Here is a 17,868-nt window from a genome sequence, read left to right as displayed (position 1 = left end):
CCGCGCCGCGCTGCATACTGGCCTGGCATCAGCCGTCCAGTGGGGAACGCGTCGCATACGAAGGAGCCGAGCGATGGATCCCGCCCTGGCCGGCCTCGCCGCCGCCGCGGGAGCGGCTTTGGTCCAGGCCATGACCAAAGACACCTGGGAAGCCACCAAGTCGCGCCTGAGAACCATTTTCCGCCGCCACGGCGCCGCCCGCGCGCCCGATCTGGTGCGCGAGCTCGACAGCAGCGAACGGCGGCTGAGGGAGCCTTCCGGCGCCCTGGAGCCGATCGCGGACGAGGAGGGCCGCCGCTGGGCGGGCCTGATAGCCGACTTCCTGGCCGAGCACGGGGACGCCGCCCCGGAGTTCCAGGACCTCCTGAACGACGTGCGCCACCTGGCCGCGCGAGACTCCTTCACGGTGGTGCAGCGCGTCACCGCCGGGCGCGACGCCTACACCGCCGGCCGCGACCAGCGCGTGCTCCCGGGCGCGGACGACGATGGACGGTGACCGTGCCCGGCGGGCGGCCCGGGTCCAGCGGGTGGCGGCGCGGCGGGACGCCTTCACGGCGGCCCGCGACCTGCACGTCACCATCGTGCGTGAAGGCCGCGAAGGCCGGGAAGGACCCCGCGAAGACCGCGAAAGGTACGTGAGGCGCGAACCCCCGGGAGACGTCTCGCCCGCGAGGCCGGCGACCTTCGGCGCAGCAGGGCGCGCAAGCCCGGGGACGGACGACCGTGGCGCGGGCGGCTACCGGCGCGAGCGGTCACTGTTCATGCACTACGTCAACCCGGAGATCCTGGCCTGCTACGGCCGGGACGCGACCAGGGACGCCACCGCGGGCGGCGCCGCGGGCGTCCTGGCGCAGGCGCTGCGCGCGACCAGGCTGGCCGTGCTGACGACCGACGCCTATCTGATCTTCCCGTCCTCGTACATGTTCGAGCTGCCCTGGTTCGGCGTGTTCCTCGACCACATAGCGCCGCTCGTCCACGAAGGCCTGGTCCGCCACACCTCGCCCACGCCCGAGCTGACCGCCTACCGCGACCTGAAGGTCCGGGAGTACCGCCGCGACGAGCGCAACCCGTACTCGGCGCCGCCGCCCGGGCTGCGGTTCGAGCCGGAGCTGACCTGGTATCCCCGCTTCGGCGGGCCGACGGCCGCGGGCATCGCCGAGCTGTGGCTGCGGGCGCTGGTCCCCGGAGGCGAGCTGTCCGGCGTCGTCCACGCGGTGGCGCGGGCGTGGCACCGTCCGTACGGCCGGGTCGAGAGCATCCTGGCGAAGTCGCCGGACCGGCTGGAGGGCCAGGCGTTCGTCACCCGCTTCGTCGCGCGGACGCTGCCCGGGCCGGTGCCCCGGGACGCCGAAAGCCTGCTTGCGCTCTTCCTTTCGGCGGCGTATGTGCGCTGTTATGTCCACGATCTCGACACCGCCATTCTGATGGACCTGCCCATCGGGCCGCTTTCCTGCCTGAACGGCGATTCCGAGGAGGAGATGAAAGGGCGGGTGCTGTCGTCCCGCCGCCTCGATCTCGCGCTCCAGTGGTTGCGCGTCGATCATTTCGTTCACCGCACGGCGACCTGGAAGGAGCTCGTTCTTCTGAGATCCAGTCCTGAGTTCGGCATTATTACGTCGATGCTGTTTGGGAGCGGCTCGGCGAACGCCTTCAGGCTCGCGATCATCGGCGCCAGTAGGTCACGACATTTCGGTCCCGCCGTCACCTGTGGGGACGCGCTGTCCAACGTGGCGGCCGTGGCGGACCGGATGACGCGGACGCTCGGCTGACCGCTCCCCGTATCCCGCGCCGGACCGGCCGCGGGCCGGGAGTCCCGGGCGGATGACGCGCCGCGGGCGAGCGATCAGGGCGAGGGAAAGCACCAGTGAAGGTTTCGGTGTACTGCTCCGGTTCGATCACCAAGGGCGTTTCCGACCGCGGGAAGCTCACCTGGTCCGACACGGAGAGGACGGAGGTCGCCAAAGGAGCCGCGCCGCACGAGGTCGTCTTCCTCAACCCCGACGACCCGATCACCGACCCGGGTAACACCCTCGGGCAGTTCGGCCGTGACATGTACCAGGTGATGATCGCGACCGCGGTCGTGGTGGACGCGCGCGAGAGGCGGGGCCTGGGCGTCGGCGTCGAGATGGCCGCCGCGGCGGCCTTCGGCACGCCGATCGTCGTCGTCGCGCCGCCGAACTCCAAATACCGGGCCGACGTGCTCGAATACCGCGGGGTGACCGTCCGCGACTACGTCCACCCGCACGTCGCCGCCCTCTCCGCGGCCGTCGTCGACGATTTCTTGCGCGCCGGCGAGGCGCTGGCGGAGTTGGTGGCACCGCTTGCGGCCGGTGGCGCGCCCGCGGCGGACGACGTGCCCGGCTGGCTCGCCGGAGCGATCAGCGAATACCGCCACAACGTCCTCCACGCCGACGTCCCGATGCTGGAGGCGCTGCGGCAGCTCGACCGAATCCCTGGATGACCGGGAACCGGCGGCCCGACCGGCGCGGAACCGGAGCCGTCCGGTCCCCGGACGACCGAAGGAGGCCGCGTGGTCCTCGACACGGAAGGCAGCACCGCGGAACTCATCGAGACCGGGCAGAACGCCTCCCGGCTGTACGTGGTGCGCAACGACTCTCTCGAACGGATGCTCTTCGACCGCAACCTCATCGGGGCCGGCTTCCGGCGCGCCTGCCTTGAGGCCAGCGGCCACTTCGCCGGCCACCTGGCCGACGAGTACGATCCCACCCGGACGGCCGAACTGGTCATCTTGAGCAAGGGGCTGGTGTACCAGCTCGGGGAGGCCGTCCTCCGGCGACGCGGCCACAACCTGCCGCTGAACCTGGTCGCCACCTCCCGCGTGGCCGTGTCCGGCGCGTCCGCGCACGTCGAGGTGCCCTATGCCCAGATCGAGGCGCCGGCGGAGACGCTGCTGGTCGCCGACACCGTCGCCTCCGGAGCCACGATCGTCGCCGCCGTCGCCCGCTATCTGGAGACGCACCCGCTGAAGCGGCTGTACGTCCTGTCGTACGCCGGGACCCTGCGCGGGGCGCGGCGGATCGCCGCGTACTGCGCGGACAGGGGCGTGCGGCCCACGTTCCTGTTCGGGCTGGCCGCCTTCGGCCTCGGCCTCAACGGCTTCGACCTGTCCTTCCTTCATCCGGAGACGGTCACCCGGCGCGCGTACGTCGAGCGGGCGGCGCGGCAGTTCGGCGGCAAACCGGTGTCGGCGGTGGGATGGGACTTCGGCGCGCAGGCGACGGCGCCGGGCAAGTACCGGCGGCTGTGCTGGCTGGAGGCCGAGGTGTGGGGGCTGCACGGCAGCGACTGCCTGGCGGTGGCCGAGCGGCCCGAGAGCTGGTCGGGGCTCGCCCACGAACGCGCCGCCTACGCCGGCGCCCTCGGCCCCGGCTGGAAGCGCGTCATCGAAGCCCGGGACGGGTGACCGCGAGCACCCGCCCGGGACGGTGACCGCGAGCGCTTCGAGGGCCGGGACTCTGGCATCGGGCGCGGCGGCGGGCGACGATGGTGCCATGGAGACCGTCCCCGAGTGGTTCGTGACCCTGGCCGAGGAGTTGCTCGCGGTGCCCTCGGTGGCCGGCCGGCCCGCCGATCTGCGACGTGCCCTGGACCTCGTGCTCGACTTCGCCGGGCCCGGCTTCACGGTGGAGCGGTTCGAGTCGGGCGGCAAGCCGAGCGCGCTGGTCTACCCCGCCTCAGCGGCGCGCCCGCGATTTCCGGTCATCTTCAACGCACACCTGGACGTCGTCCCTGCGCCAGCGGACCAGTTCGTTCCCCGCCGCGAGGGCGACCGCCTGTACGCGAGAGGCGCCCAGGACATGAAGGTGTCGGCGCTGGTGATGGCGTGGGTGTTCCGCGAGTCGGCCGCCGGCCTGCCCTACCCGGTCGCGCTCCAGCTCGTCACCGACGAGGAGGTCGGCGGGCGCGACGGCACGCTCCACCAGCTCCGGCAAGGCGTCATCGGCGACTTCGTCGTGATCGGCGAGCAGAGCCGGCTGCGCGTGGTGACCGACTCCAAGGGCATGGTGGTGGCGAACCTCCGGGCCACCGGGCGCGGCGCGCACGGCGCCTACCCCTGGCTCGGCGACAACGCCCTGGTCAAGCTGATGCGCAGCGTCGACAATGTGCTGGCCCGCTATCCGGTCGCCACCGAGGAGGTCTGGCGCACGACGGTGAACCTCGCGCGGGTCGAGACACCGGGCGCCGCCCGCAACCAGGTCCCCTCCGTGGCGGAGGCGTGGCTGGACATCCGCTTCCCGCCGGAGGACGGCGACCTGGACGGCAGGACCACGCAGGAGGTCGCCGAGCATCTGCGGGGCTTCTGCGAGCCGGGCGTCGTCCCTGTCGTCGACCACGTCGACCCGCCGCACCACGCCGATCGCGACCGTCCCGAGGTGCTCGCGCTGCGCGCGGCGGCGCGGGAGGAGGGCTACGACGGGCCCTTCCTGCGCAAGCACGGCGCCGCCGACGGGCGGTTCTACTATGAGCGGGGCGTGGACGCGGTGATCTTCGGCATCGGCGGCGACGGCCAGCACGGCCCGGACGAGTACGCCGACCTGGCGACGGTGATGCCGTACCACCGAGCGCTCACGGCATTCCTCCGCGACCACTGACCCGGCCGGTCCCCGGAGAGGCGGTCGGGTCACCGACCGACGACGTCAGACCACCGGCGTCAGACCACCGGCGTCAGACCGCCGACGTCAGGCCACCGGCGTCAGGCCACCGGCGAAGAGGAGGCTCAGAGGCCGCCGGCCTCGCCCCACCGGCGGGCGTCGAAGGCCCGCTCGGGCACGTCCTGCGGCAGGTCGGTCTTGATCTCTTCCACCATCTCGCTCGGCAGGACCCGTTCAGGCAGCTGCCCGAACCTGACGAAGCGCAGGAAGGCGTACTCCTCGTCGGTGAATCGCTCCGCGGGCGCGTCGTCCTGGCCCATCGGCGACCTCCTCACTGCCGGATCCATTGTCACCGGCCGCCACCTGCGCCGCAACGCGGACGTTCCCGGCGTTTCCTGGAGGGACCGCAGGGCAGGACGGTGTGACACAGGTCACGGGGAGGCCGGTTTACATCCATGTAATCGATTACATACCCTCATGAAATCGATTACATGGAGGACCGATGGCTCGTATCAAGGATGTCGCCGCGCATGCGGGCGTCTCCGTCGCCACGGTCTCCCGCGTGCTCAACGACAACCCCTCCGTCACCGAGGAGACCAGGGGCCGGGTGTACGCCGCGATGGCGGCCCTGAACTACGTTCCGAACGCCGTGGCGCGCTCACTGCGCACCGAGGCGACCAGGACGCTGGGGCTGATCATCGGCGACATCCTCAACCCCTTCTTCACCGAGCTGGCGAGGGCCGTCGAGGACGAGGCGCGCGAGGCGGGATACACCGTCGTCATCGGAAACGCCGACGAGCGGGCCGACCAGCAGGACCACTACGTGCGCACCCTGCTGGAGCAGCGGGTCGACGGGCTGCTCATCTGCCCGACCGCCGAGGTCACGCCGCTCATCGAGGAGGTGGCGCAAGGCGGCAGGCCGCTGGTCTTCCTGGACCGGACCCTTCCCGGCCTGGACGTCCCCTCGGTGCGGGCGGACGGGACGGAGGCGATCAGGCAGCTGGCCGGCCACCTGCGCGACCTCGGCCACCGGCGGGTCGCGTTCATCTCCGGGCCAGGGACGCTGTCCACCGGACGCGAGCGCACCAGGGCGTTCCTCGCGGCGGCTGCCGAAACCGGCCTGGAAGTGCCGCCCGAGTATGTCCGCGCCGGCGACTTCCGGGCAGGCAGCGGCCAGGCGCTCACCGCCGCGCTGCTGGACCTTCCCGAGCCGCCCGAGGTCGTCTTCCTGGGCGACAACCTCATGGCGCTGGGCGCGCTGGACGAGATCCGGAAGCGGGGGCTTCGGATCCCGGACGACATCGCGCTCGCCTCGTTCGACGACGTGCCGTGGTTCAGCCACATCCATCCGCCGGTCACCGCGATCGGCCAGCCGACGGCCGAGCTGGGCCGGCGCGCGGTGCGGGTGCTGCTGGACATCCTGCGGGGAAAGCGCGCCGACTCGGTGGTGCTCCCGGCCCACCTCGTCGTCCGCGGGTCCTGCGGCGAAGGAGGACGGCACGCGGACGCGCCGGAGGACGAGGCGGGAAGGCCCCCGGCGGGCCAGGCGGAAAGTGCGCCGGCGAGCGAGGCGGAAGGGGCGAAGGCATGAGCGACGAGCGAGGGGGCCGTCCGGGCACACCGGCCGGTGACCCTGCGAACGGCCCGGACGGCGGCCCGGTCGGCCCGGCGGACGGTCCGGTCGGTCCGGAGGGCGGCCCGGCGGGGCGGGAGGTCCTCCGGGTCGAGGGCCTGGGCAAGCGGTTCCCCGGCGTGGTGGCGCTGGACGGCGTCGACCTCGCGCTGCGCGCGGGCGAGGTGCACGTCCTGCTGGGCGAGAACGGCGCCGGCAAGAGCACGCTGATCAAGATGCTCTCCGGCGCCTACCACCCCGACTCCGGCCGCATCCTCATGGACGGCGCGCCGGTGGAGATCCGCACGGCCGCCGACGCGCAGCGGCTCGGCATCGCCACCATCTACCAGGAGTTCAACCTGGTGCCTCAGCTCACCGTCGGCGAGAACCTCGCCCTCGGGCGGCCGCCGCGCCGGTTCGGCCTGGTGGACACCAGGCGGATGCACGAGCAGGCCCGCGGGCTGCTGGCGCGGGTCGGCATCGACGTGGACCCGCGCGCCAAGGTCGCCGACCTCGGCATCGCCCGCATGCAGATGGTCGAGATCGCCAAGGCGCTGGCACTGAACGCCCGCGTGCTGATCATGGACGAGCCGACCGCCGTGCTGACCACCACCGAGGTCCAGCGGCTGTTCTCCATCGTCCGCCAGCTCCGCGACCAGGGGGTGGCGGTGGTCTTCATCACCCACCACCTGGAAGAGATCGCGCAGGTGGGCGACCGGGTGACGGTGCTGAGGGACGGCCGCTCGGTGGCCGAGGCGCCGGCGGCGACGCCGCAGGACGAGCTGGTCCGCCTGATGGTGGGCCGGCCCATCGACCAGCAGTACCCGCGCGAGCCCACCTCCCCGGGCGCACCGCTCCTCCAGGTCAAGGGCCTGACCAGGGCCGGCGCGTTCACGGACGTCTCCTTCGAGGTGCGGGCCGGCGAGGTCGTGGGCGTCGCGGGGCTGGTCGGCGCCGGCCGCACGGAGGTGGCGCGGGCGGTGTTCGGAGCCGACCGCTACGACTCCGGCGAGGTGCTGATGGACGGCCGCCGGCTTCCCGGCGGCGACGTGCACACCGCGATGGAGGCCGGGCTCGGCCTGGTCCCGGAGGACCGCAAGGGCCAGGGCCTGGTGCTCGGCGCCGACATCGCGGAGAACCTCGGCCTGGTCACCCTCCGCCGCGCCACGCGCGGCGGTTTCGTCGACCGGGCCGGGCAGCGGACCGCGGCCGGCGGGGTGGCGGCGCGGCTCGGCGTGCGGATGAGCCACCTCGGTCAGCAGGTGCGCACGCTGTCGGGCGGCAACCAGCAGAAGATCGTGATCGGCAAGTGGCTGCTCGCCGACGCCCGCGTGCTCATCCTGGACGAGCCCACGCGCGGCATCGACGTCGGCGCCAAGGTCGAGATCTACCAGTTGATCAATTCGCTCACCGCCTCAGGACACGCGGTGCTCATGATCTCCAGCGACCTGCCGGAGATCCTCGGAATGAGCGACCGCGTGCTGGTCATGGCCAGAGGCAGGCTCGTCGGCGAACTCGACGCGGCCGAAGCGACACAGGACTCGGTGATGGCCCTGGCCGTCACCGAGGTGGAGGATGCTCGTGTCCACTAACGTGCTCAGCAGGCCACCGGCGGTGCGCAACCTGCTCGCCGAGAACGGCCCCCTGGCCGCGCTGGTCGTCCTCGCGGTGGCGCTGTCGCTGCTGTCGGGCGACTTCCTGACCGTGACGAACCTGCTCAACGTGGGCGTGCAGGCGGCCGTCACCGCGATCCTCGCGTTCGGCGGCACCTTCGTCATCATCACCGGCGGCATCGATCTGTCCGTCGGCGCGGTGGCCGCGCTCTCGGCGATCGTGCTGGCCTGGACGGCCACGTCCGCGGGCCTGCCCTGGCCGCTGGCCACGCTGATCGCGCTGGTCGTGGGCCTGGCCTGCGGGCTGGTCAACGCCGCGCTGATCTCCTACGGCAAGCTGCCGCCGTTCATCGCCACGCTGGCCATGCTCGGCGTCGCCCGCGGGCTGGCGCTGGTCGTCTCGCAGGGCAGCCCGATCGCGATGCCTGACGCGGTCTCCCACCTCGGCGACACGGTCGGCGGGTACCTGCCCGTGCCGGTGCTGGTCATGGCGCTGATGGGGGTGATCACCGCGGTCGTCCTGAATCGGACCTACGCCGGACGCGCGATGTACGCCATCGGCGGCAACGAGGAGGCCGCCCGCCTGTCGGGCATCAAGGTCGACCGGCAGAAGCTCGTGACCTACGCCCTGTCAGGGGCGTTCGCCGCGATCGCCGGCATCGTCCTGGCCAGCCGCCTGGCCTCGGCGCAGCCCCAGGCCGCCTCGGGGTACGAGCTGGACGCCATCGCCGCCGTCGTCATCGGCGGGGCGAGCCTGTCCGGCGGCAAGGGCCGGGCGCTCGGCACCCTCGTCGGCGCGCTGATCCTGGCCGTGCTGCGCAACGGCCTGAACCTTCTGTCCGTCTCGGCGTTCTGGCAGCAGGTCGTGATCGGCGTGGTGATCGCGCTCGCGGTCCTGGTCGACACGCTCCGCCGCCGCGGCTCCGCCTAGACCCGGCGGAAACGCCCACCACCGTCACGTCCCCGAACCACCGAAGATCATCGCTAGACCAACGAGGTAGACCATCATGCGAATCCCCGCCCTTGTCCTGGCCGGTGCGGCGCTCACCCTCGGCCTGACCGCCTGCGGCTCCGGCGCCCCCTCCGGCGGCTCCAGCGGCTCCGGAGGATCGAGCGCGGACGTGAAGATCGGGATGTCGATCTCCACGCTCAACAATCCCTACTTCGTGCAGCTGCGCAAGGGGGCCGAGGCGGAGGCCAAGAAGCTCGGCGCGACGCTGACCGTCACCGACGCGCAGAACGACGCGTCCCAGCAGGTCAACCAGGTGCAGAACTTCGCCGGCCAGAGCATGAAGGTGATCATCCTCAACCCGGTGGACTCCGACGCGGCCGCGCCCGCCGTGAAGGTCGCCGAACGCTCCAGCGTCCCGGTCGTCGCCGTCGACCGCGGAGTCAACAACGCCCAGGTGGCGCAGACCGTCGCCTCCGACAACGTGGCCGGCGGCAAGCTCGCGGCCGAGGAGCTGGCCAAGCAGCTCGGCGAGAAGGGCAAGGTCGCCGTCCTGCAGGGCGTCGCCGGCACCTCCGCCTCCCGCGATCGCGGACAGGGTTTCACCGACGGCATCAAGGCCTACCCTGGGATCCAGGTCGTCGCCCAGCAGCCGGCCGACTTCGACCGGACCAAGGGGCTGGACGTCATGACGAACCTTCTGCAGTCCCACCCGGACATCACCGGCGTCTTCGCCGAGAACGACGAGATGGCCCTCGGCGCCGTCAAGGCGCTCGGCGCGAAGGCCGGCAAGAACGTCAAGGTCGTCGGCTTCGACGGCACCCCCGACGGGGTGAAGGCGATCCAGGACGGCACGCTGGCCGCCAGCGTCGCCCAGCAGCCCGTCCTGCTCGGCCAGCAGGCCGTCCAGAACGCCGTCAAGGCCGCGAACGGCGAGAAGCTCCAGGCCACGCTGGACGTGCCGGTGAAGGTCGCGACCAAGGAGAACATCTCCGAGTTCACGGGCTCCTGAACCGCCATGGGCATCGATGAAGTGAACGCGGACCGGTCCGCGGACGAGACCGGCGGCCCCCACGCCGCCACCGGTCCCGGGCCGAGCCCGGACGAGCCCGCCGCGGCGGCCGGCGGCGAGCAGGCCGGCGGCGACCAGGGCGGCGGCGACCAGGGCGGCGGAGCGCTGCCGTGGCCGTGTGACGTGGTGGTCGTGGGCTCGGTCAACGCGGACCTGGTGGTCCGCGTCGACCGACGCCCGGGCGCGGGCGAGACCGTCCTCGGCTCGGACCTGGCCACCTATCCGGGCGGCAAGGGCGCCAACCAGGCCGTGGCCGCCGCCCGCCTCGGCGCGCGCGTGTCGCTGCTCGGCCGGGTCGGCACCGACGCGCACGGCCGGCTGCTGCGCGAGTCGCTCGAACGCGACCGCGTCGGCCTCGGCCACCTCCATGAGACCCCCGCGCCCACCGGCGTCGCGATGATCTCCGTCGGGCCGGAGGGCGACAACAGCATCATCGTCTCCCCCGGCGCCAACGCGCGGCTGAGCGAGCAGGACGTGGCCGACGCCGGCGAGCTGCTCCGCTCGGCCCCCGTCGTCTCCCTCCAGCTGGAGTCGCCGCTGCCCACGGTGCTCGCGGCGGCGCGGGCCGCGCGTCGCGTCGTGTTCAACCTCTCGCCGCCGGCTCCGGTGCCCGACGAGCTGCTGGCCCTGTGCGACCCGCTCGTGGTGAACGAGCACGAGGCCGCGATGGTCCTCGGCAGGACGTCGCCGCCGGCGGTCCAGGCAAGGGAACTGCTCGGCCTCGGCCCGCGGTCGGTGGTGATCACCCTGGGTGCGGACGGCGCCGTCGTCGCCGACGCCTCGGGCGTCACCGCGATCCCGAGCCAGCGCGTCGAGGTGGTGGACACAACAGGAGCCGGTGACGGGTTCACCGGCGCGCTGGCCTGGCGGCTCGCGCGCGGCGACGGCCTGGCCGCCGCCGCGGCGTTCGCGGTGCGGGTCGGCGCCGCGACGGTGCGCAGGGCCGGCGCCCAGAGCTCGTACCCGACCCTCGCGGAGGTGGAGGGATCGTGAAGCACGCGGGCATACTCAACGCCGCCCACGCGGAGGTGGGGGGATCGTGAAGCGCGCGGGCATACTCAACGCCGACCTCGCCGGCGCCATCGCACGGCTCGGGCATACCGACCAGGTGCTGATCTGCGACAGTGGGATGCCCCTGCCGCCCGGCGCGATCGTCGTGGACCTGGCCTTCCTACCGGGAATCCCGTCGTTCGCCGACGTGCTGGACGGCCTCCTGGCCGAGATCGTGGTCGAGGGCGCCGTCGCCGCCGAGGAGGTCCGGCCGGCCAACCCCGGCTGCGCCGCCCTGCTGGAGGAACGGCTCCCCCGCCTGTCGTACGTGCCGCACGAGCGGCTCAAACACCTGACCGGCGCCTGCAAGCTCATCGTCCGCACCGGCGAGGCCCACCCCTACGCCAACGTCATCCTCCGCTGCGGCGTCGCCTTCTGACCACCGCCCCACCTCCGGACCACGCCCCTCGCGATCACGCGCCTCAAGGTCACACCCCCGGTCACCCCTCAGGGCCACGCCTCGGGGTCAGTGACATACCTCCCGGTCTACCCCCTCAGGGCCACGCCCTGGGGTCAGTGACATACCTCCCGGTCGCGCGTCTCTGGGCCGTGAGCCAGCGCGCCGACGATCGCCGCGGCCGTGACCTGCGGCATCTCGGCGTGCGGGTAGTGGCCCGCCCCCTCGACGAGCAGCACCTCGGCCGGGCCGCCGAGCCTGCCGGCGATCGCCCGCGCCTCGGCGGCCGGGTCGGCGAAGTCCCGGTCCCTCGTGCCCATGACGACCAGCGCCGGGCACCGCACCTCCGCGTACGGGGTCGCGACGCCGGACAGCGAGACCTCGATCTGGGCGCGCAGCGCGGCCCGTCGTCCCGGCTCGCGCAGGTTGGCCTTCACGGCGCGCACATAGGCGTCGAAATCGGCCGGCCGGGCGGACGGGTAACACGAGCGCAGGAACACCCCCCACAGGTACGCGCTGCGCCCCACGGCGCGTGACGCCGCCCTCATCCACGGCTTGATCGGCGTGTCCCCGGAGAACGAGCCGATCAGCACCAGTTCGGTGACCAGAGCGGGCTCGCGCACGGCCGCCCACACCGCCGACGCGCAGCCGATCGAATGGGCCACCACGGTGACCGGGCCGCCGAGTTCGCGGGCGAGCGCGAGCACGTCCTCCCCGATCGGCGCCACGTCATGGTTCGGCCATCCGGTGCTCGACTCGCCGTATCCGCGCACGTCCATGGCCGCCACCCGGTACCCCTCCTCAGCGAGGCTCCGCGCCAGGAAGCGAAAGCTCGCCCGCGTGTCCCCCATGCCGTGCACGAGGACCACCCCCCGCCCCTCGGGCGGCCCCGTCACCTCGTACGCGATGCGCCCGCCCGCCGCCTCCAGATACCTGGTCGCCATGCCGCGTCCCCTTTCACCCGCCCACGAGCGAGAGCACCGCTCTCACCTGAGACCAGTGAACCGCGACGAACCTCACTCCGTCAAGAGCACCGCTCTCCCAAACGAGCACCGCACTGAACTCCGTGAACACCGCCCTGTTATGACCCGACGGCCGAGAGCCCTCGGCCACGGCGCGAAGACATCGAGGGACGACACGAGAAGACCGGCGGACCTGAAGGCGCGACGGCACACCGGGCTCGGCAGGCAGAACGGCGCGGCGAGCCCGGCAGGCAGCACGGCTCGGCGGTCCGGGAAGACCGGAAAGGCGACGAGCGAAAGACGATCAAAACTTCGTCTTGGCCCGCCAGGCGTCCAGCAGGGCCCGGTCGCCGAACACCTCGTACCGCTCGCCGACCGGCTCGCGGCGGCCGTAGAGCATGAGCAGCAGGTCGGCCGCGGTCGCCCGCACGGCCACGTCGCCCTTGCCGTGCCCGCGCTCCCACGTGAAGCCGCCGGACGCCAGCGTCACCGTCCACTCGCCCGCCTCGCCGGCGTCCGTCGCATGGAAGTGCAGCCGCTCGCCGCCCCTGGACAGCTCGGCGAACCCCTCGGCGAACCTCTCGGCCGCCAGCAGGTTGTCCAGGGCTTCCTCGACTCCGTCCACGGCGACCGGGACCTCGATGCGCGGCTCGCGCCCGAGCGTGATCTCGGCGTCCGCCCGATGCACCGTGGACTCGTGGAGCATGCGCCGCGCCCAGAACCCCGCGTTCCGCTCGGCCCCCCACGACCACACGGGCGCCTCGCCCCCCGCGGCACGCAGCGTCGCCACCAGGGCCTCCCCGCCCTCCGCCAGCCAGACGGGGTACCCGGCGGCGTCCTCCGGGAGCGCCACCGGCACCTCACGGAACGCTACGGGCTTCTCGGCCCGCTCGCGGACGATGTGCTCCGCCCACCGATAGATGATCCCGACATGCTTGAGCAGTTTCGCGACCACCCACCCGGGACAGGTGGTCACCGGCGTCTCCGGGTCGACCCCCTCCACAACCCCCGCGAACCGCCGCACCTCCTCCTCCAGCGCCGAACAGTACTCCTCGTGCGTCCAGAGACCTTCGCTAAGCCCGCTCATGACCTGTGAGCGTAGACCGCCATCGTCCCGGATCCGAGAGCCGGAACGACCTGACCTTCGACCGGCCGGTCATCTCGGCCCCCGCTTCATCGGATCCGCCGGTCCGTGAGGTCCTCGCAGTCTCAGTCGCGCGTCGTCCGCCGCCCAGGGGTCCACGATGAGCACGGCCGGCCCCGCGGGCGACAGCGGGCCGAACACCTCCTCCACGCTGTCGCGCAGCGTGAGGATTTCGGGCGCGTACTCCAGATCGCGCACCAGTTCGGCGGCGTACTCCGCCAGCGACGCCGTGCTGTGCGGATGGTACGGGTTCCACTCGGCGTCCTCGTCGCCGTAGTAATCACCGAAGCGTCCAGCTTCACCGGCCCGGCGGCGGTCGGCATCTTGGGCAGGGGCGTGGGCAGTGGCACCGGGCGACCATCCGGACCGCGGACGCTCAGCCTCCATGTATCCGACGTCCGCGTCCGTGAGTCCCATCGCCCCCGCGACCGTCGAGGACAGTGTCACGAAGAACGACTTGACCCATTGGTCGGGGTCGCCGGTGTCGTCGGGGCCGTATCTCGTCTCGGAGTCGGTTCGTAGCTCAGATAGAAATACGGGGGCCCGGGGGCCGGCTCCGTGTGACTCCCGGAAGGGCATGTCACATCACCCCATCCGCACGCCCGCGCGACGACCCGCGACCGGGCCGGCCGCGCCTGGTGTCACGGCCGGCTCGCGGGTCACGCATCGAATCCACCAGTCAGGGTCGCGACAGCGCGGCCCAGTCGAAACGGGGGTGACAAGACATTGACGGGGGAGTCAACGGGGGGTAGGTTCGCTGCTAATTATAAGGAAAGCTTCCTAAGAGTTTCGTTGTGATGCCGAGGAAGGTCGCCGCCATGCCGCGGTCCCCGCCACTCCTCTCACCTGCTCCGTACCGCCGCCGTGAACGCCTGGCGCGCGGCAGGCGCGATCGTCCGCCGGGTTCCCGGCCGCGCGCCGCCGCCGTACGTACGTCCTGAACGACCCCCCGACTCGCATCCGCCCGATGGACGTGGAGCACCTATGAGATACAAGTTCGCCAAGGTCTTGCTAGCCGTGGGGGCGATGATCCTCCCGCTCGGAACGGCGGTCGCGTTCGGGACGAGCGCGTCCGCCACGGTAACCGTCGCGAGCCGCGCCGCCATGGCCGCCGCGTGGGCGCCCAACACGGCCTACACCGTGGGAACCGTGGTCACCTACCAGGGCGTCGACTACCGCTGCGTGCAGAGCCACACCTCGCTGGTCGGCTGGGAGCCGCCGATCGTGCCCGCCCTGTGGACGCCGGTGACCGGCGGCGGCGACACCAGCGCGCCGAGCACCCCCGGCAGCCTCAGGTCCACCGGAACCACCTCCTCCAGCGTCTCGCTCGCCTGGAACGCCTCCACCGACAACGTCGGCGTCACCGGCTACAACGTCTACCGAGGCGGCACGCTGGTCACCACCGTGTCCGGGACGAGCCACACCGACTTCGGGCTGACCGCCGGCACCGCGTACGCCTACACGGTCAAGGCGCGCGACGCCGCGGGCAACCTGTCGGCCGCGAGCAACACGCTGAACGTCACCACGTCGACCGGCGGCGGCGACACCACCGCGCCGAGCACTCCCGGCAGCCTCAGGTCCACCGGAACCACCTCCTCCAGCGTCTCGCTCGCCTGGAACGCCTCCACCGACAACGTCGGCGTCACCGGCTACAACGTCTACCGGGGCGGCACGCTGGTCACCACCGTGTCCGGGACGAGCCACACCGACTCCGGCCTGGCGGCCTCCACGGCCTACACCTACACCGTCCGGGCGCGCGACGCCGCCGGCAACCTGTCGGCCGCGAGCAACCAGATCAGCGCCACCACCCAGCCGGGCGGGAGCGGCGGCGGGGGCAAGCTGCTGGGCTACTTCACCGACTGGGGCGTCTACCAGCGCAACTACCACGTCAAGAACATCGAGACCAGCGGGTCGGGGTCCAAGCTGACCCACATCAACTACGCCTTCGGCAACGTCACCAACGGTCAGTGCGTCATGGGCGACGGCTATGCCGCCTATGACCGCTTCTACAGCGCCGCCGAGAGCGTCGACGGCGTGGCCGACACCTGGGACACCGGCGCGCTGCGCGGCAACTTCAACCAGCTGCGCAAGCTCAAGGCCAAGCACCCCGGCCTGAAGGTGCTCTGGTCCTTCGGCGGCTGGACCTGGTCCGGCGGCTTCGGCCAGGCCGCCGCCAACCCGGCCGCCTTCGCCAACTCCTGCTACAGCCTGGTCGAGGACCCGCGCTGGGCCGACGTGTTCGACGGCATCGACATCGACTGGGAGTACCCGAACGCCTGCGGCCTGAGCTGCGACAGCAGTGGCTCGGCGGCGTTCAGGAACCTGATGTCGGCGCTGCGCTCGCGCTTCGGGTCCAGCTACCTCGTGACCGCCGCGATCACCGCGGACGGCACCTCCGGCGGCAAGATCGACGCGGCCGACTACGGCGGCGCGGCCCAGTACATCGACTGGTACAACGTCATGACCTACGACTACTTCGGCGCCTTCGCCGCCCAGGGCCCGACCGCGCCGCACTCGCCGCTGACCTCCTACAGCGGCATCCCGCAGGCGGGCTTCTACTCCGACGCGGCCATCCAGAAGCTCAAGAGCAAGGGCGTGCCGTCGAGCAAGCTGCTGCTCGGCATCGGCTTCTACGGCCGGGGCTGGGCCGGGGTCACGCAGAGCGCCCCGGGCGGCACCGCGACCGGTGCGGCCCCGGGCACCTACGAGGCGGGCATCGAGGACTACAAGGTGCTGAAGACCAGGTGCCCGGCGACCGGCACCGTCGGGGGCACGGCCTACGCCTACTGCGGCGGCCAGTGGTGGAGCTACGACACCCCGGGCACCATCTCGGGGAAGATGAGCTACTCCAAGAATCAGGGTCTGGCCGGCTCGTTCTTCTGGGAGCTCAGCGGTGACACCACCAGCGGCGAGCTGATCACCGCGATGCGCAACGGGCTGGGCTGAGCCCGATCACGGCTGGTGAGCAGGGCGCCGGACGGCGCCCTGCTCACCAGCGCCGGCCGCGCCGCCATCGTGGACGAGGTGGCGGCGCGCCGCCGCGCCCGCCCGCATCGCGCCGCAGCGTTCGGACGCGGCGCGTGGTCAGGTGGCGGCCATGGCGGCCAGATCTGGCAGCTCCGCCAGGCGCACCTCGCGGCAGGCCGCCTCCACGAGCAGGCGCTCGAACCCGCGCAGGTAGCCTTCCATCGCCTCCGGCGGGAGGAAGGCCGTGTCCGCCGTGAGCGAGACCCCGAGCCCGCCGGGCCCGTCGGTCACGTGCAGGCAGAACCTGCAGTTCAGCTGGTCGAGCTTGACGGGCCACGTCACGGTCGTCTCGCCGAGAAGGGACCGGATCGCCGCCTCGTCGTGCTCGGCGGGCTCGACCCGCGCTCGTTCCACGAACCGCTGGTCGTTGAAGCAGCAGTGCGGATGGACGGTGGCGCCGCGCTCGGCGCTCACGGACTCGACCATCCGGCGCAGTTCCAGGGGGTCGAATCTCGTGTGCTTGTAGGCGCGCAATGACGACGCCCACGCCGAGCGCAGCAGGCCCTCGAAGGTGTCGTCGGCGAGGTCGAGGACGAACAGGCCGTCTTGCGCGAGCGGTGTGACCACCTCCCGGTCGCGGACGTGGAAGCGGTTGTTCACCACGGGCAGCATGGCGCAGGTCCGATGCCCCGTGACCTCCCCCACCATCGCTGCCGCGCCGGCGAGGAGCACCGTCGTGCCGCTCACCCGGTGACGGCCGGAGATCACCCGCACGGCGGTCTCCATGGCCCTGGACGTCATCGCCGCCCGCCAGAACCGGGGCCGCAGCGGCGGGCCGGCGGGGGCGCCGAACATCGAGGGCGGGATCCTGCGGTACTCCCGTTCCCAGAAGGCGAGCGCCGAGGACGAGACGCGCCCGCCGGCGGGCGACTGCTGCTCGCGGGCGAGGTCGAGCGGCTGGCGCGGTGGCGGACCTGGCACGGAGCCCCGGCGCAGGAGCAGCCGCAGTTCGCGCACGGCGACGTCGGCGCCGAGCCCGTCCGCGGCCAGATGGCAGAAGACGATCACCACGGACCGGACGTCGCCGTCGCACGTCACCAGGCCGACGCGCACGGGCCATTCGGCGTAGTAGTCGAAGACGGGGGCGGCGAGGCGCTCCAGCATGTCCTGGGCGTTCCGCTCGAGGTCCGCGGCGGGGGAATCGACGACCTCGACCTCGAGGACTCCCGACCGTTCCACCGCCTGGTGGACGTCGCCGCCGACCTGCCTGAGCCGCGTGCGGAGGGATTCGTGCCGGGCGATCAGCGCCGCCAGCGCGTCCAGCACCGCCGGCGGCGGGTGCGGCGCGACGGCGAGGACGCGGCCGAAGTTGAAGTAGTGGTCGCTCGGCATGGTGCGGCACATCGCGATCCAGATCGATCGCTGGCCCCAGGCGAGCGGCGCCGTCCCCGACCGCTCGCCCTCGAACGCCAGCCTCATCCTGCGCCTC

Annotated in this window: 17 protein-coding genes; 12 read left to right on the top strand and 5 right to left on the bottom strand. The window is 72.2% G+C overall.

All coding sequences use genetic code 11. The features are described from left to right. The first annotated feature begins 73 nt into the window (after positions 1-73). The 5 genes from ACFO60_RS11260 (at position 74) to ACFO60_RS11240 (ending at position 4,613) form a co-directional block, all read left to right on the top strand. Complete coding sequence (locus ACFO60_RS11260) at positions 74-496, top strand: hypothetical protein (RefSeq protein ID WP_380839877.1); 423 nt, start codon at positions 74-76, stop codon at positions 494-496. Continuing rightward, positions 486-1,769 carry a hypothetical protein gene (locus tag ACFO60_RS11255; protein WP_380839875.1) on the top strand — a complete coding sequence of 428 codons (1,284 nt, stop codon included), beginning with the start codon at positions 486-488 and terminating at the stop codon, positions 1,767-1,769. The genes ACFO60_RS11260 and ACFO60_RS11255 overlap by 11 nt, the downstream gene beginning before the upstream one ends. A gap of 95 nt (positions 1,770-1,864) precedes the next feature. Beyond that, on the top strand, positions 1,865-2,461 hold the full coding sequence (locus ACFO60_RS11250) for a hypothetical protein (RefSeq protein WP_380839873.1): 597 nt from the start codon (positions 1,865-1,867) through the stop codon (positions 2,459-2,461). Between the two features lie 69 nt (positions 2,462-2,530). Beyond that, the gene (locus ACFO60_RS11245; RefSeq protein ID WP_380839871.1) at positions 2,531-3,424 is read left to right on the top strand and encodes a hypothetical protein; all 894 of its coding nucleotides are present in this window, start codon (positions 2,531-2,533) and stop codon (positions 3,422-3,424) included. 88 nt (positions 3,425-3,512) lie between these two features. After that, on the top strand, positions 3,513-4,613 hold the full coding sequence (locus tag ACFO60_RS11240) for a M20 family metallopeptidase (RefSeq protein WP_380839868.1): 1,101 nt from the start codon (positions 3,513-3,515) through the stop codon (positions 4,611-4,613). A gap of 125 nt (positions 4,614-4,738) precedes the next feature. On the opposite strand, the gene ACFO60_RS11235 is transcribed toward ACFO60_RS11240, so the two are convergent. Next, entirely contained in the window at positions 4,739-4,933 is a 195-nt protein-coding gene (locus tag ACFO60_RS11235) for a hypothetical protein (RefSeq protein ID WP_380839867.1), read from the bottom strand. Between the two features lie 182 nt (positions 4,934-5,115). On the opposite strand from ACFO60_RS11235, the gene ACFO60_RS11230 reads away from it, so the two are divergent. The 6 genes from ACFO60_RS11230 to rbsD all read left to right on the top strand — a co-directional run bounded on the left by ACFO60_RS11230 (position 5,116) and on the right by rbsD (position 11,288). Beyond that, a complete protein-coding gene (locus ACFO60_RS11230; protein ID WP_380839865.1) occupies positions 5,116-6,204 on the top strand; it encodes a LacI family DNA-binding transcriptional regulator in 1,089 nt (362 codons plus the stop codon). After that, positions 6,201-7,817 carry an ATP-binding cassette domain-containing protein gene (locus ACFO60_RS11225; RefSeq protein WP_380839863.1) on the top strand — a complete coding sequence of 539 codons (1,617 nt, stop codon included), beginning with the start codon at positions 6,201-6,203 and terminating at the stop codon, positions 7,815-7,817. The genes ACFO60_RS11230 and ACFO60_RS11225 overlap by 4 nt, the downstream gene beginning before the upstream one ends. After that, positions 7,801-8,769: an ABC transporter permease gene (locus ACFO60_RS11220; RefSeq protein WP_380839862.1), complete on the top strand. Its 969-nt coding sequence runs from the start codon at positions 7,801-7,803 to the stop codon at positions 8,767-8,769. Before ACFO60_RS11225 ends, ACFO60_RS11220 begins: the two co-directional genes overlap by 17 nt. Positions 8,770-8,845: 76 nt before the next feature. Then, a complete protein-coding gene (locus tag ACFO60_RS11215) occupies positions 8,846-9,799 on the top strand; it encodes a D-ribose ABC transporter substrate-binding protein (protein WP_380839860.1) in 954 nt (317 codons plus the stop codon). A gap of 6 nt (positions 9,800-9,805) precedes the next feature. Then, positions 9,806-10,852 carry a ribokinase gene (locus ACFO60_RS11210; RefSeq protein ID WP_380839857.1) on the top strand — a complete coding sequence of 349 codons (1,047 nt, stop codon included), beginning with the start codon at positions 9,806-9,808 and terminating at the stop codon, positions 10,850-10,852. Positions 10,853-10,898: 46 nt separating this feature from the next. Continuing rightward, complete coding sequence (gene rbsD, locus ACFO60_RS11205; RefSeq protein WP_380839855.1) at positions 10,899-11,288, top strand: D-ribose pyranase; 390 nt, start codon at positions 10,899-10,901, stop codon at positions 11,286-11,288. A 134-nt stretch (positions 11,289-11,422) separates the two neighbouring features. Here rbsD and ACFO60_RS11200 read toward each other — a convergent pair whose 3' ends face one another. From ACFO60_RS11200 to fsxC, 3 genes are all read right to left on the bottom strand, one after another. After that, complete coding sequence (locus tag ACFO60_RS11200; RefSeq protein WP_380839854.1) at positions 11,423-12,250, bottom strand: alpha/beta fold hydrolase; 828 nt, start codon at positions 12,248-12,250, stop codon at positions 11,423-11,425. Positions 12,251-12,572: 322 nt separating this feature from the next. Next, positions 12,573-13,355: a maleylpyruvate isomerase family mycothiol-dependent enzyme gene (locus tag ACFO60_RS11195; RefSeq protein ID WP_380839852.1), complete on the bottom strand. Its 783-nt coding sequence runs from the start codon at positions 13,353-13,355 to the stop codon at positions 12,573-12,575. A gap of 69 nt (positions 13,356-13,424) precedes the next feature. After that, positions 13,425-13,859, bottom strand: a complete 435-nt coding sequence (gene fsxC, locus ACFO60_RS11190) for an FxsC protein (protein WP_380839850.1) — start codon at positions 13,857-13,859, stop codon at positions 13,425-13,427. 537 nt (positions 13,860-14,396) lie between these two features. On the opposite strand from fsxC, the gene ACFO60_RS11185 reads away from it, so the two are divergent. Further along, a complete protein-coding gene (locus tag ACFO60_RS11185) occupies positions 14,397-16,358 on the top strand; it encodes a glycosyl hydrolase family 18 protein (protein WP_380839849.1) in 1,962 nt (653 codons plus the stop codon). Positions 16,359-16,496: 138 nt separating this feature from the next. On the opposite strand, the gene ACFO60_RS11180 is transcribed toward ACFO60_RS11185, so the two are convergent. Continuing rightward, a complete protein-coding gene (locus ACFO60_RS11180; RefSeq protein ID WP_380839848.1) occupies positions 16,497-17,858 on the bottom strand; it encodes a condensation domain-containing protein in 1,362 nt (453 codons plus the stop codon). Between the last annotated feature and the right edge of the window lie 10 nt (positions 17,859-17,868).

The sequence above is a fragment of the Sphaerisporangium dianthi genome (assembly GCF_042654065.1).
In the GTDB taxonomy this organism is placed as follows: domain Bacteria; phylum Actinomycetota; class Actinomycetes; order Streptosporangiales; family Streptosporangiaceae; genus Sphaerisporangium; species Sphaerisporangium dianthi.
The sequence above is the reverse complement of the archived record's forward strand: the minus strand, read 5'-3'. Positions and strand labels throughout refer to the sequence as shown.